The organism is Pseudoalteromonas sp. US3C1013 (genome assembly GCF_048401115.1).
GTDB lineage: Bacteria > Pseudomonadota > Gammaproteobacteria > Enterobacterales > Alteromonadaceae > Pseudoalteromonas > Pseudoalteromonas undina.
The window spans coordinates 648,527-663,178 of record NZ_CP183076.1 but is presented as its reverse complement, the minus strand read 5'-3'; the positions used below and the strand labels follow the sequence as shown (position 1 = coordinate 663,178).

The window sequence follows — 14,652 nt, the reverse complement described above, 5'->3', positions numbered from 1 at the left end:
AGCCCGTAGCTTAAGTTAGATTAATCGCCAAAAATGTTTAAACAAAAAAGGCGCTTCCGGTTAAGGTAAGCGCCTTTTGTTATTTTAACTGCTATTTATTTTACGATTTTCATTTCGTCTAATAGGTTTTGGGCGTTATCTACTTTATCCATTACCCACAGCATGTAGCGCGAATCTACATGAATTGAGCGGTTTAGTTCTGGGTTGTAATCCCAATCACCAATAATGCTTTCGTACACACCGTCAAACAGTAAACCCACCAGCTCGGCATTGCCGTTAAGCGTTGGCGAACCTGAGTTACCGCCAGTTGTATCTACATTTGATAAAAAGTTAACCGGAACAGTATTCATGCCACCAGTGTAATCACCATAAAGCTTCGCTTTAATTTGCTCTTGCAGCTTTTTAGGCGCATTAAATGGGTCAACATCGGTGTTTTTAGCCAATAAGCCTTCAAGTGAAGTAAACGGCGTAGCCACTAATCCATCTTGCGGAGAATAACCGCCTACCGTGCCGTAAGTTACACGTAATGTGCTGTTTGCATCGGCGTAAACCGGTTTGTTTTGCGCTTTGTTAAAGGCAATAATTGCACTCATTAACTCTGGGCGAGCAGCTTGTAACTTACCTGCCAAGGCTTTTGACTTATCTTCCTCAGCTTTCATCACAGCAAATATAGCTTTTGCATATTGCATGAACGGGTCTTGGCTTTGGTTAAGCTGACTTAGTGTTTGTTCAAATAATGAATTACGTACAATTTCATTATCTAGTCTTGATTTAGCGTACATTTCATCTAGCAATGCGCTTTGTTTTGCTTTATCAAAACCGTTTTCTAAAGCAAAAGCTTTATCAATTTCACTAAAGCGCTCTGCTTTAGGTAATGCTGCATATTGCTCTAAAAAGTGCAGTAATATAGCTTTATCTACATTGGCATCAAAGCGACGTGACATACGCTCAAGAGAAGATTTAATACGCGGTAAATCGCGTTCTTGGTAACCTGATTCGCGCTCACTATTTGGCTTTTGTTTTTCAACCGCTAAGCGGTATAAACGACGTGCCGTGCTGATCATTTGTGAACGATGAACATAGCCTACCATACGGTCGCGCTCACTGTGCTCTTGCGATTGAGCTACTAATGCCGATAACTCATTAAGCACATTCCCGTAGCGCTGTTTACGCTCGCTATCGCTGTTTATCCAGCTTGTAAGCTCTTGTTCAAACTGTTTTTTACGCTCAAACATGGTGCCTTTTTTGAAGCTTTCAATCATCGAACCATAGTTTTTAATGTAGTTGTTGTAACCTGCTATGGTGCTTTCGTAAGCAATACGGGCTTTGCTGCCATCTTCTGAGTTTTCTTCAATTAGTGACACGTATTTAGTATTGTGCATGCGCGCTTTAGGGTAACTGTCGTTAAATACGTAATCAACCTCTGCGGCAATACGGTAACGATTGGTACGCCCTGGATAGCCAGTTACCATAACAAAGTCGCCCTCTTGCACGCCTTTAGCACTTACACTTAAGTAAGACTCTGGCACGTACGGTACGTTATCTTCGCTGTACTCTGCTGGCTTGCCGTCTTTACCTACATAGGCGCGGTAAAAACCAAAATCGCCTGTGTGGCGCGGCCACATCCAGTTATCTATATCGCCACCGTATTTACCTACGCCCATGGCAGGTGCATACGCTAAACGTACATCTTTAATTTCCAGTGATTTAATTAGGTAAAACTCTAAACCACCATGAAACGAATACACATTACAACGGTAACTAGCATCAGCTTCACACTGTGCAACGAGTGCTTTTTGATTTTTTTCTAACGCATCATAGCGTGCTTTTGCGCTTAGCTCGTTAGTGCCGCTAATCACTTTGTCGGTCACATTGGTCACTGTTTCGGTTACGTACACACGTGAACCTGGCGCAGCTGGTAAGTCTTCAGCCGGTGTTTTTGCTAAAAAGCCATTTTCTAAAATGTTATTTTCAGGCGTTGAATTATATTGCACCGAACCATAAATACAGTGATGGTTAGTTACAACTAAGCCTTTTGGCGAAACAAACGAGGCTGTACAACCGCCTAAGCTGATAACCGCATTCATTGGAAATTCGGTTAATTTTGAAATTGAATCAACGCTAATTTCAAGCCCTTTGGCTTTTAAAATTGACTCAAGCTCTGGTAGTTGATGAGGTTGCCACATGCCTTCATCGGCATGAGCCGCAGAAGAAAGTGCCAGTGAACAGGTTGCTACCAACGTGGCAACAAGAGGTTTTAAACGCATTATAGAATCCCTTTTATTATTGAACCAGCAGATTACTCATTAAGTATGAGTCAGGTCAACTGCGCTGAGATAAATTGTTACAATATAGCGCCCAATAAACAAAAAAGGAGCCTAAGCTCCTTTTTAAACAAAATGATAAACGATGTTAGTCGTCTTTTTTCACATCATTTGGATGCGCTACGCCCATCCATGCTTTAAATAGCGCTTTTTGCTCAGCAGTAGCATTTTTATTAGCGACTACTTTTTTAGGTTTGTCGAAATCTTCTGACAACACAAGCTCAGTCGACATTAATGCATCACGGCGAATAAAATCAACAGTTACCTTGTCTCCTGCTTTAAAGGTTTCTAGGCTCGTGGTTAAGTTTTTCCCTACATGCTTTTTGTTAATAGCGACGAGTTTATCGTCTGTAGTTAAGCCACCTTGCCATGCTGCGCCATCGCGGCGTACATGGGTAAGTGTTAGTAACTCACCAGTATTTTTAGTAAAGGCATCTAAGCTTGGTGTAGCCTTGGCTTTTTCTGGTAATTCAAAGCTTAAACCAACTTTTGCCAGTAATTCATCAAAATCTAGGCTGGCTGGTGTGCTAACATTTTCTTGCCACCAAGCGCTGTAATCACGTCCTGATAGTTGTTTTAAAATAGCTAATACGTCTTGCTCAGTAAAACCCGCTGGTAGCTTATGTTGCTTATAAAGTTCGTTGTGTACGTCTTTATAGCTTATTTTACCTTGGCTTTTTTCAAGTAGGTCTATATCTAACGCCATCGACAATAACGAGCCTTCAAGATAAATATTAGTGCCGTAATTACGTGCATGATCGCCACCTTGATTTATCCATTTATCAAAGCTGGTTTCACTTGCACTTTGCACTTCACGACCAGGGGTAGTGAGGTGGCGATTAATGGTTTTACTAAAGTTCTTAAAAAATTCATCGGTGGTTTGAATACCCGAACGCACTAATAAATGATCTTCAAAATAGCTTGTAGACCCTTCAGCAATCCACAGCAATTTTGAATAATTAATATTAGTGTAGTCATATGGCGCAAGCCCTTTAGGTCGGTATGCTTTTACATTCCAAGTATGAATAAATTCATGTGCCGCTGTACTGATAAAAGCTAAATAGTCTTCACGTTTAGCAAAGCGATCACGTGGGCGTTGAATAATAGTTGAGTTTAAGTGTTCGGTTGCACCGCCCGCGCCCGATGTAGCATGCACCATAAATACATAACGCTCATACGGGTAGCTGTCCCAAATTACATTGCCCGTTGCCACTAGCTTTTTCAGATCGGTTAGCATCAGTTCTATGTCGTAATTACCTTCGCCCCACACCACTAGCTCATACTCACGGCCATCAACCTCAAAAGTACGCAGTTCGTTAACACCTGTTTCTATTGGTGAATCAACAAGCACGTCGTAGTCACTGGCTTTAAAGCTGTGTTTATTTTTATAGTTTTCCATACCCGACACAGAGCGCCATGCTTTAGGTACGTTTAATTCAACCGTAACTGGCTCTTGGCGAAATGACTCGCTAAACATAAAAAAGCCCGATGCATCAACAAACGCATGGCTATCGTCAATATGGCGAGCGCGCTTACCTAGCTCATTGGCATATACTTGGTAATCAACATTAACTTCAGTCGGCTCGTTTAAATGAACACGCCATGTGCTGTGGTCTATTTTTTCCCACTTTAATGCATTACCTTCATTGTCGCTGGCTTTAAAATAGCGAACGCCATTGGCAAGGTTTAAAATTTCATAGCGACCAGTACGCCATGCTGGCAGTTTTACATCTAAATATGATTGCGCCGTTTTAGGAAACTCTACATTTACATCACCTAAATGATGCTCTGGCTGAGAGATATTTAAAGCGTAGTTAACGTCGGCAAATGCTGGTGCTGAACAGGCAGCTAAAATTGATAAGGCAAGTAGCTTTTTCATGAAGGCTCTTTTTTATATAACGTATTGTTGTACCAAGATTAACAAGACCCATTTTAAAAGTGAATTAAAAGCGGTAAATGCACTTATATTTAAGATCGCTCGTATTTTGTTATTAAAAACATTAAGTTTTTGATCTCATCCCTACTATTAATATGTTTTTGTTGTAAACTAAAACAATAGAGGTATTACGATGATGGTGTGTAGGTGTCTAGGAGCTCCAATACGGTGGAACAAAAACTAAAGCAAGCAATCGACAGTAGAAAAGTAATAGAAAGTGCTCGCCAACATCAAGTGAGTACGCTTTCTAATTTTGCAGCTAAGTTGTCTTTAAGCTGTAAGGGACTTGATACTGAGCTTGATAACCGCCTAGCTAAGTTTCGAAGCGCGTTAAACAAAGGAATGAGTTTTGAAGACTTTGCCCCTTTAGTGGATGATATTTTAGCTTTGCTTAAAAACCAAGAAGCCATTCAACTAGCACATCAACGCGACCTTTTTACCAGTGTACAAAATGCAGGTAAGCAATTACAACAAACCAAAGGCTTGCCTGACGATACCCGCAGAACACTGCGCCATTTGCTTGATAACGAGCTAGACGATATTCAATCTGTACATGGCTTTATTCCTATATTAAACCAGCTGATAACTTTTTATCATCAAGCCTTAATTGCTAAAAGCAACGACGCCTTTGAGCCTCCGAACCTAAGTGCCCTCACTGAAAAGCTGTTTAGATTAGTCAGTCAGCTAGTTCTCGAAGAAGAAGCCAACGAAGCGTTGTATTTAATAAAAAAACGTATCGCTAAAAATAAAGCCGTAGACCAGCTACTTGATGCAGCAATTGATGTAATCACACTTATTGTACAAAGCATTCAAGTTGAGCGCGCGTCAGCACAAAGCTTCTTAACCTCTTTAAACCAAACACTCGGAGAGCTACATCGCTCATTAGTATCGACCAGCGAACATTCTGAATCGATGACTGTTGAGTTTGACTCAATTAATCAACGAATTGGTGAAAAGCTAAGAAATTTAAATACACAAACAAATAAAGCAACATCAATTACAGAGTTAAAGCAATTGGTTGAAAATGAGTTACGCTCATTAAGTGCTGATATTTTAGAAAAAGAGCAGCTAGAACAAAAAGATCGCCAAATTTTAATTTCTAGCTTTGCACAAATAAACGATAGAATTGGCAGTTTAGAAAACAAAGTTAGTAATTATAAGAAACGTTTGAATGAACAACGTTTTAAAAGTTTACTCGACAGTCTTACCAAATTACCTAATCGCGCAGCTTTTGATGAACGTTATAATCACGAAATCAATGTATTTAATGAACGCCCGTCAGACATAACCTTAGTTGTTATTGATGTTGACCATTTTAAATCAATTAACGATCGTTTTGGTCACACAGCCGGCGACATTACCTTGCAAGTGATTGCAAAAGCGCTGCAAAAATCGATTAGACAAACTGATTTTATTGCCCGTTATGGCGGCGAAGAGTTTGTGTTATTAATGCCCCGTACCTCACTTGAAAACGCCGTCGAGCATCTCGATAAATTAAGACTGTCGATTAAAAAGATCCCATTTAAATTTAAAGACAAGCAAATACAAATTACTGTTTCTTTAGGCGCAACCCAATTTGAAGTGGGTGATACGCCTCTAAAAGCATTTGATAGAGCCGATGAGGCTCTTTACGATGCTAAAAACTCAGGCCGGGATCGTCTGTGTATTAGTAAATAGTGTTATGCACTTTTACCCTTGAGTATAAGGCATAACTACGCAGTAAATTTACCCAAGAAGTTTCAAGGAGAATGTCGATGCTAATACAATTAAACCCTACAGGGGTATTAGATTTATTGTCGCAGCTAGAAGTAGACTTACTCGAGCAATCATCAACCAGCGAACGCTACAGACTATTTAGAAACTGTGTATTGGCCGTGCTCAATGTAGGCAGCCACACCGATGTAAGCAATGATATTTACGATAAACACAAAGATTTTGATATACGTTTGGTTAGCCGTGAACGCGGTATAAAAATTGAGTTAGAAAATCCTCCGCAAACGGCCTTTGTTGATGGCCACATAGTAACAGGCATTCATGAGCACATATTTTCGGTTATTCGCGATATTTTGTTTATTTGCCAAAAGTATGAAAAGAACCTCCAAGAAACTAAAGCCATTACCCATATGGTTTTTGATATGCTTAGAAATGCCGACGCGCTTAAGGTAAATAGCGAACCTAACATGATTGTATGTTGGGGTGGCCACTCTATTAACGAAGTCGAATATAAATACACCAAACAAGTTGGCTATGAACTGGGGTTACGTGGATTAAATATTTGTACTGGCTGTGGGCCTGGTGCAATGAAAGGCCCAATGAAAGGCGCAACCATTGGCCACGCAAAGCAACGTATTACCAATAATCGTTATTTAGGTTTAACTGAGCCCAGCATTATAGCGGCAGAGCCACCCAATCCGATTGTAAATGAGCTGGTTATTTTACCCGACATTGAAAAACGCCTTGAAGCATTTGTTCGAACCGCACACGCTATTATTATTTTTCCAGGTGGCGCAGGTACAGCCGAAGAGTTACTTTATTTATTAGGTATTTTGTTACACCCTGAAAACGACAAGCAATGTTTACCTGTTATTTTAACTGGCCCTAAACAGAGCAAAGCTTACTTTGAAGAGCTTTGTAAGTTTATTCAAATGACTTTGGGCGATGCTGCGCTGAGTAAATTTGAAGTGATTATTGATGATCCTCAATTAGTTAGCCAAAAGCTTAAATCGGCTATGAGCGGAGTTCGCGAATATCGTAAAAGCCAAGGCGATGCTTATTACTTTAATTGGACGTTGAAAATAGAAAATGATTTTCAGCAGCCTTTTTATCCAACTCATGAAGCCATGGCGTCACTTGATTTACACCTTGATCAACCCAAACAACAGCTTGCCGCTAATTTACGCCGTGCGTTTTCGGGAATTGTTGCTGGTAACGTAAAAGAAGAAGGCTTAAATGCAATTAAAGAGCATGGCCCCTATGTGCTAAGTGGTGAGCCTGATTTAATGAAAGCAATGGACAAGCTTTTACAAGCATTTGTAGAACAAGGTAGAATGAAACTTCCCGGAAGTAAGTATATTCCTTGTTATACAATAAAAGCGTGAGTTTATAATTGAATCCCCATTTACTCCTTATTGATGCGCTTAATTTAATTAGGCGCATTTATGCTGTTGATGCAAACCAAAGCCATCACAGCGACGAGCACATGTTAAAAGCCTGCTGTGCTCGGGTTGCACATGCATGCAAAAAACTTTTAACGACCACCAATGCAACCCATGCAATTGCGGTTTTTGATGGTGACAAAAGCTGGCGTTACCACTTTTATAAAGACTACAAACATTCGCGTGCACCTATGCCAGAGACCCTAAAAAACGCGTTACCCCATTTTAAAGCGGCCATTGAAGAAACCGGTATAGTGGTATTTGAACCGACTAACGATGAAGCTGACGATATTATTGCGACTTTAGCGCATAAAGCGGCTAATAATCAGATAAACAATACCATTGTCTCTACTGATAAAGGCTTTTTGCCTCATTTGAATGAGCATATTGAAGTATACGATTACTTTAAAAAGCAACACCTCAATGAAGAACACATTGAAGAGCGCTTTGCTGTCGCTCAACATAAACTCATCGACTTTTGGGCACTCGCAGGCGATAAAACCAACGACATTCCTGGTGTTAAAGGTATTGGTGTTAAATCCGCGCAGCAATTGGTTAATCAATATAGCTCTATTGAAGAAGCGCTAAATGATGAATCGTTAAATACGCGGCTACAAAAAAAGCTTAATGAAGATATGGATATGTTTGTTATTTCTAAGCAATTGGTGAGTTTGCGTACAGATATCCATTTAGGCTTTAGTTTAAAGCAGTTAAGGCTTAATTAGTCGCAAGTTAATAGCACTGTACACTAGCAATACGTATACTAGCGATAGCTATTTTGGTCTGGGTTGGCAATGTTTAAAAAGTTTTTTAGGTATTTAATATTAGGATTAGGTTTATACGCTCTAATAGCTACGTCAGTTATTATGTTCTATAAAGACGATCCACAAGCTATGATTTGGCAAGACAGAGAAGCATTTAATAAACGCTATATCGAAAAATTGCGTTTAGAAGATACCTTTACGCTAAATGATGTGCTTGAATATTTAGGTAGCCCAGATTTAACCTATGCTAAGCGTGATGGCGAGCAAGTATGGCAGGTGGTTTTTTATCGTACCCAACACAAAACCTCAGACGGTATCACCACCATGGATGAATGTACTGGGTTATTATTTAAAAATGGCCAACTAATAATGTGGGGCCCAAGTGCTTATGAAAAATATCTTGAGCATAATGATGGGAAGATTTAATGGAAGCTCCACTGTCGGGTAAACTAAAAAAGCTATTCGAAAGCACGCAACTGCTTTTAAGCTCCCATAACAATAAAAGTCAGTGGCATACCTTCTACCCTCTTGTGTGTAAGTTTTCAGAGCAATACGCTGCATTATACAAACAAAACCCAGCGGCATTGCAAGCTCAGTTAAATTTATATAAAACACATTATAGTTACGCAACCAATTTAGTGGTTAACCAATGTGTATTAACCTGTGCTTTGTGTCGTAGTCAAAACTACGACAACGATTTAACCGAGCTTTATATTAGTGCCTCATTAGTTGAACACCTTTGTGTTGCCAAACAATTAAATAAGTTAGCTCAACAGCAAACGTTTAACGAAGCCGATAAAAAAATGTGGCAGTTACGCCATAAACTTGCAGCCAAAGTATTATTAACGGCTAAACAACCCGCGCACCAAATTGCTCATATTTTGGCAAAATTAGGCAAATACAAACACGCATTATTAGATACACCTAAAATTATGCTTTATGACGGTGCCAGTGTGTTGGTTTCTTTAGCTAATATATTAGCACTTAACGTTACTTGTAATGAAAAACAACAGCACATAAATTTTTATAAAGCGGTCGCTGATTTATATATAAGAACTCCCAACTCATTTGCACAAACGTTATTAAAAGCGCTAGTTGCACACGTTGGACAATATGTACCTGGCAGCCAAGTCGTGTATGCCGACCAAGCTATGGTTTATTTAGCCACGGATACGCAAGGCCGACATATTATAGTTAATAACGCCAATACTAAAATGGCATGGTATCGTATTAAAGCGTCCTTAATGGATGACTCAAAAGCATGGGAATGCAATGATAACCGCTTATTTTTAAAAGTATGGGACAGTGAATATCTTAATATCCCGAATAGTGAACTCTCTGCACAAACGCCCTTGTACCAATTAGTTAAACAAATAAAAACGCAAAAAGAATACAGCTTTAAAGCTTTGAACACCTTACTTACCCCCTACCCTGACGTTATAAAGTCAGTATGCTTAGCAGTAAAACACTACAACAAAGAGCTATTACCCGCTAAAGATTTAAGACATAGTTTATCTATGGTCGGTTACGATAAAGCACCGGCTATTATTCAAGGGGTGGTGTTTCAACAATTAGTAAATAGTATTGCTCACCCTTTACATGCCTTTTTATGCACCCGTATTAGTTGTTTAGTAAATATTTTAGAGCTATTAGTTAAGCATAATCCCCGCGTTCAAGGTGAGCGTGTTAGTTTAAGCTTATATGCTTACTTATATTATGTGTTGATACATTACAGCGCAGATGTTTCTAGAAAAATCACCATTGATCAAACACCGAATAAATCTCTCGATACACCTTTTAGTACATTTTTTGGTGTGAACAACGTAGATGCCTCTCATTTAAACAGTGAGCTTAACGAATTACTTAGTGGCGACCCATGGGCGTCGGCTTTATTAAATGCAGAGCAATTGCCTAAAAAGCAGCTTGATGATGCTGGTCAATTATGGGCGGCATTAAAGGTAGTGGCACAACGCATACTTAAACCTAACCAGCCATTAACAGCATGGCAACAGCAAATATTAAATCAACAACTTAGTCGCCATGGTTGGCAAAGTGAAGTCGATTTTAATCAATCGCTGCTGCGCTTAGGGCTTCACAATAGTATTTAGCTGACTTATTACCATTATAACTCAAGATTATACCCTGTATTCATACTATAAACTGGCAAAATGAGAGATAAATTGGTATAAATGCCGGCTCAAATTTAGTACCCCTGTCATATAAGTAGTCTAAACTCTGTTGAGTATTTTTATTTATGTGTGTATCCAAATCTTTAAAGGAAAAGTTCATGGCCAAACAAACCATAACAGTGATCAAAGGCGACGGCATCGGCCCAAGCATTATCGACTCAGCACTTGAAATACTAAAAGCCGCAGGATGCGATTTTGATTATGAATTTGTTGACGCTGGCCTAGCTGCGCTTGAAAAAACAGGCGAATTGCTTCCACAAGAAACAATTGACACAATTGCTAAGAATAAAATCACCTTAAAAGGTCCATTAACCACGCCTGTAGGCGAAGGTTTTACATCTATCAACGTAACGCTTCGTAAGCAATTTGGTTTATACGCCAATGTACGTCCAGTTAAATCGTTTGCCGGTACTAAAGCCCGTTACGACGATATTGATATCATCACTATTCGTGAAAACACACAAGGTATGTATTCAGGTGCAGGCCAAGTTGTATCTGAAGATGGTACTGAAGCTGAAGCAAAATCAGTGATCACTCGCGAAGGCGCAGAAAAAATTGTAACGTTCGCATACGAACTTGCTGTGCGCGAAGGTCGTAAAAAAGTAACTGCAGTACATAAAGCAAATATTTTAAAATCAACCTCTGGTTTATTCTTAAAAGTGGCGCGTGAAGTAGCTGAGCGTTACCCAGAAATTGAATCAACTGAAATGATTGTTGATGCAACATGTATGAAGCTTGTAATGACCCCTGAAGAGTTTGACGTGATCGTTACAACGAACTTATTTGGCGATATTTTATCTGACTTATGTGCTGGCTTAGTAGGCGGTTTAGGCATGGCACCAGGAGCAAACATTGGTGAAGATGCTGCTATTTTTGAAGCTGTTCACGGTAGTGCACCTGATATTGCTGGTAAAAACCTTGCAAATCCTACGTCAGTGATTTTAGCCTCTATTCAAATGCTAGAACATTTAAACATGGGCGATACAGCTGAACGTATTCGTAGCGCTGTTGCTGATGTAATTAAATCTGGCGACCGTACTACCCGCGATTTAGGCGGCAGCCACGGCACTACTGATTTCACACAATCAGTAATTGACCGTCTGTAATTAGTACTGTTAAATTAAAAAGCCAGCTAATGCTGGCTTTTTTTATGCCAGAAACACAGCATTTAAATTTCCCCCTGACCATCCCCAAGCCTAGGCAAACACGCAAAACTGCATAATTTCTGCTTATAAAGTGAAAATAACTCATATAAAATAGATTATTAGATTAAAAAACATTTAAAAATGAATTTTTAATCCAAAAACCAGTTTAATGGGTTGACATGTGTGCTCAAAAGCCTTAAAAATAACCACATACAAAAATTGTTATTTAAACAGCATTTTATTTTAAAGAGCAAAACATCATGAATACACAATTTAGCCTTTTAGTCTTACTCGTACTGGTCTTAGTGATAAGCCCAGCGGGGATGTATTAAAAGGTGAAAAATGCTTTTTAAAACCCTCGCACTACGCGGGGGTTTTTTTTTGCATGTAATCAACAGAGGAATGAGGATGAGTAAACAAGAATATAATGGCTCTGAATTGGTTGTTAAGTCATTAAAAGAGCTAAAGGTAAAGTATATATTTGGTTATCCCGGCGGCTCAGTATTAGATTTATACGACGCACTTTTTCAGCAAGACGATATTGAGCACATTTTAGTACGCCATGAACAAGCGGCTACACACATGGCCGATGGTTACGCAAGAGCCACCGGTGAAGTAGGTGTTGTACTTGCTACATCAGGTCCCGGTGCAACAAACTGTGTAACAGGCATAGCAACTGCGTATATGGATTCAATTCCTATGGTGGTGTTATCAGGTCAAGTGCCCACAAGTCTTATAGGTGATGACGCGTTTCAAGAAACCGATATTGTTGGTTGCTCTCGCCCGATTGTAAAACATAGCTTTAATTGTAGAAGCGCGAGTGAAATTCCCAATATTCTTGCTAAAGCCTTTTATATTGCCAGTACCGGCCGCCCAGGGCCTGTGGTAGTAGAACTTCCTAAAGACATGCTTAACCCAGAGCTAACTTTTGCTTACAATTTTCCAGCGGCAACAGAACTCAGAACCTACAACCCTAATACCAAGGGTCACTCTAAACAAATTCGTAAGGCCGTTACTGCTATTTTAGAAGCAAAAAAACTGGTTATATACTCTGGTGGCGGTATTGTGCTTTCAAACACCTCAGAGCAACTAACTCATTTGGTCGAGTCACTTAATGCCCCTATTACCAACACGTTAATGGGACTGGGCGGTATATCGGGCGTTCACCCTAACTTTATTGGTATGTTGGGTATGCACGGCACATTAGAAGCCAATAAAGCGATGGCCAATGCCGATGTTATTTTAGCACTTGGCGCACGATTCGATGATCGGGTTACTAATAATGTTCAAAAATTCTGCCCAAATGCCACTATTGTGCATGTAGATGTTGATCCAACCTCTATTTCTAAAACCATTAAATCACATATTCCTGTTGTTGGCTGTTTGGCAACGGTACTTGAGCAATTACAAACTGCCATAGATAACAGCCCAATTAAAATTGATCGCAGTGCACAAGAAGATTGGTGGCGACAAGTGATCAGCTGGCGTGAACAAAAATGCCTTAGTTACAACAGCGATGGTGACAAAATAAAACCTCAGGCAGTTATTGAGGCAATATATGAAGCGACCAACGGAGATGCTTATGTCAGCTCTGATGTTGGCCAACATCAAATGTTTGCCGCGCAGTACTACCCATTTAAACACCCTCGTCAGTGGATCAACTCAGGCGGCCTAGGCACTATGGGCTTTGGTTTACCTGCGGCTATGGGGGTCAAGCTGGCTTTTCCTGATAAAGAGTCTTTATGTGTGACTGGAGACGGCTCTATTCAAATGAACATCCAAGAGCTATCAACCTGTTTACAGTATAACTTAGCAGTAAAGGTGATCTCCTTAAATAACCGTTCATTAGGTATGGTAAGACAATGGCAAGACATGATTTATGGCGGTAGGCATTCTTCATCGTATATGGAATCTTTGCCTGATTTTGTAAAGCTTGTTGAAAGCTATGGCCATGTTGGGATCAGAGTAAACACCCTTGATGAGTTACAACCCGCGATAGACAAAGCCATGTCGATAACCGACAGATTGGTATTTTTAGATATTTTAGTAGACGAAAAAGAACATGTTTACCCAATGCAAATTAAGCACGGTGGTATAGACGAAATGTGGTTAAGAAAAGGAGTGAAGGCATAATGCGTCGTATATTATCTATATTATTAGAAAATGAACCTGGTGCGTTATCACGTATAGTGGGGCTTTTTTCTCAACGAGCATACAATATTGATAGCTTAACAGTGGGTACTACAGATGATGAGTCTCTTTCTCGTATTACGGTAACCACTAAAGGTGATGACAGAATTGTTGAACAAATAACAAAGCAAGTAAACAAGCTGGTCGATGTACTTAAAGTTATTGATTTAACCGACATGAGTCACATAGAACGCGAACTGCTATTAGTAAAAGTATTTGCCAAAGACGAAGCGACTCGTGCGGCAGTAACTCGTGTTGTTGATGTATTTCAAGGTGCTATTTTAGATATGGGTCGTCAAAGTTACAGCCTACAATTGGTAAGTAGCACCGATAAAATAGAGTCGTTCTTAGATACTTTACGCCATGAAACCGACATAATTGAAGTGGTGCGCTCAGGCGCAGTCGGCATTGGCCGAGGAGATAAAGCGCTTAAAGCTAAATAAGCGTTAAATTTACAACAAAAAAAAAGGGCTAAATAGCCCTTTTATTATATTTTATAAACCTAAAATTATAGGTTTACTTGGTCTTTAAGACCTTTACCTGGTTTAAAGCTTGGGATAGTCGCTGCTGAAATTTGGATTTCTGCACCCGTTTGTGGGTTACGACCCGTGCGTGCAGCACGTTCTTTAACTGAAAAAGTACCAAAACCAACTAATGCAACAGAGTTGCCTTCTTTTAATGAAGAAGTTACAGCGCCTGTGAATGCGTCAAGTGCACGTGTAGCGGCTGCTTTAGAGATTTCTGCGTCAGTAGAGATTTTTTCAACTAGTTGAGCTTTGTTCATTATTAGATTCCTATTCGTTATTATTTTGCCTTCGCAAATCCTATCTTTATGCATTTTCGAAGAGTTAGCAACAGCAAATTACGTTTTTTATCTAAAATACTAAAAAATTAGTAAAAATAGTAAAATTCACTGTAAAATACAGCGAGTTGAGTTAACAAAAGCTTA

General features: G+C 39.6%; 11 protein-coding genes. 8 read left to right on the top strand and 3 right to left on the bottom strand.

Going from position 1 to position 14,652, the window contains the following annotated elements; translation table 11 throughout:
* Positions 1–95: 95 nt before the first annotated feature.
* Both ACNSN2_RS18280 and ACNSN2_RS18275 read right to left on the bottom strand, forming a co-directional pair.
* Positions 96–2,267 (bottom strand): S46 family peptidase, encoded by a 2,172-nt coding sequence (locus tag ACNSN2_RS18280; RefSeq protein ID WP_010388890.1) that lies wholly within the window; start codon positions 2,265–2,267, stop codon positions 96–98.
* 145 nt (positions 2,268–2,412) lie between these two features.
* Complete coding sequence (locus tag ACNSN2_RS18275; protein WP_418609363.1) at positions 2,413–4,203, bottom strand: M61 family metallopeptidase; 1,791 nt, start codon at positions 4,201–4,203, stop codon at positions 2,413–2,415.
* Between the two features lie 225 nt (positions 4,204–4,428).
* Between ACNSN2_RS18275 and ACNSN2_RS18270 the strand changes: the two genes are divergently transcribed.
* The 8 genes from ACNSN2_RS18270 (at position 4,429) to ilvN (ending at position 14,146) form a co-directional block, all read left to right on the top strand.
* Positions 4,429–5,937, top strand: a complete 1,509-nt coding sequence (locus ACNSN2_RS18270) for a GGDEF domain-containing protein (RefSeq protein ID WP_418609365.1) — start codon at positions 4,429–4,431, stop codon at positions 5,935–5,937.
* 77 nt (positions 5,938–6,014) lie between these two features.
* Positions 6,015–7,358, top strand: coding sequence for a nucleotide 5'-monophosphate nucleosidase PpnN (gene ppnN / locus ACNSN2_RS18265; RefSeq protein WP_418609367.1), 1,344 nt, complete (start codon positions 6,015–6,017; stop codon positions 7,356–7,358).
* A gap of 8 nt (positions 7,359–7,366) precedes the next feature.
* The gene (xni, locus tag ACNSN2_RS18260) at positions 7,367–8,140 is read left to right on the top strand and encodes a flap endonuclease Xni (protein ID WP_054201619.1); all 774 of its coding nucleotides are present in this window, start codon (positions 7,367–7,369) and stop codon (positions 8,138–8,140) included.
* A gap of 69 nt (positions 8,141–8,209) precedes the next feature.
* Positions 8,210–8,605 (top strand): DUF3192 domain-containing protein, encoded by a 396-nt coding sequence (locus ACNSN2_RS18255; RefSeq protein ID WP_054201620.1) that lies wholly within the window; start codon positions 8,210–8,212, stop codon positions 8,603–8,605.
* A complete protein-coding gene (locus ACNSN2_RS18250; RefSeq protein ID WP_418609368.1) occupies positions 8,605–10,287 on the top strand; it encodes a hypothetical protein in 1,683 nt (560 codons plus the stop codon). Before ACNSN2_RS18255 ends, ACNSN2_RS18250 begins: the two co-directional genes overlap by 1 nt.
* Positions 10,288–10,466: 179 nt before the next feature.
* Entirely contained in the window at positions 10,467–11,474 is a 1,008-nt protein-coding gene (locus ACNSN2_RS18245) for an isocitrate dehydrogenase (RefSeq protein WP_008112567.1), read from the top strand.
* A 447-nt stretch (positions 11,475–11,921) separates the two neighbouring features.
* Entirely contained in the window at positions 11,922–13,646 is a 1,725-nt protein-coding gene (locus tag ACNSN2_RS18240; RefSeq protein WP_010388899.1) for an acetolactate synthase 3 large subunit, read from the top strand.
* On the top strand, positions 13,646–14,146 hold the full coding sequence (gene ilvN / locus ACNSN2_RS18235; protein WP_008112561.1) for an acetolactate synthase small subunit: 501 nt from the start codon (positions 13,646–13,648) through the stop codon (positions 14,144–14,146). The genes ACNSN2_RS18240 and ilvN overlap by 1 nt, the downstream gene beginning before the upstream one ends.
* A gap of 65 nt (positions 14,147–14,211) precedes the next feature.
* Here the strand turns inward: ilvN and ACNSN2_RS18230 are convergent, their stop codons facing one another.
* Positions 14,212–14,487, bottom strand: a complete 276-nt coding sequence (locus ACNSN2_RS18230) for an HU family DNA-binding protein (protein WP_008112559.1) — start codon at positions 14,485–14,487, stop codon at positions 14,212–14,214.
* Between the last annotated feature and the right edge of the window lie 165 nt (positions 14,488–14,652).

What these genes read in the sequence shown, in the direction of transcription:
- ACNSN2_RS18280 (WP_010388890.1), bottom strand. Translation starts at nt 2,267, where the DNA reads ATGCGTTTAAAACCTCTTGTTGCCACGTTGGTAGCAACCTGTTCACTG.
- ACNSN2_RS18275 (WP_418609363.1), bottom strand. Translation starts at nt 4,203, where the DNA reads ATGAAAAAGCTACTTGCCTTATCAATTTTAGCTGCCTGTTCAGCACCA.
- ppnN (WP_418609367.1), top strand. Translation starts at nt 6,015, where the DNA reads ATGCTAATACAATTAAACCCTACAGGGGTATTAGATTTATTGTCGCAG.
- ACNSN2_RS18255 (WP_054201620.1), top strand. Translation starts at nt 8,210, where the DNA reads ATGTTTAAAAAGTTTTTTAGGTATTTAATATTAGGATTAGGTTTATAC.
- ACNSN2_RS18250 (WP_418609368.1), top strand. Translation starts at nt 8,605, where the DNA reads ATGGAAGCTCCACTGTCGGGTAAACTAAAAAAGCTATTCGAAAGCACG.
- ACNSN2_RS18245 (WP_008112567.1), top strand. Translation starts at nt 10,467, where the DNA reads ATGGCCAAACAAACCATAACAGTGATCAAAGGCGACGGCATCGGCCCA.
- ACNSN2_RS18240 (WP_010388899.1), top strand. Translation starts at nt 11,922, where the DNA reads ATGAGTAAACAAGAATATAATGGCTCTGAATTGGTTGTTAAGTCATTA.
- ilvN (WP_008112561.1), top strand. Translation starts at nt 13,646, where the DNA reads ATGCGTCGTATATTATCTATATTATTAGAAAATGAACCTGGTGCGTTA.
- ACNSN2_RS18230 (WP_008112559.1), bottom strand. Translation starts at nt 14,487, where the DNA reads ATGAACAAAGCTCAACTAGTTGAAAAAATCTCTACTGACGCAGAAATC.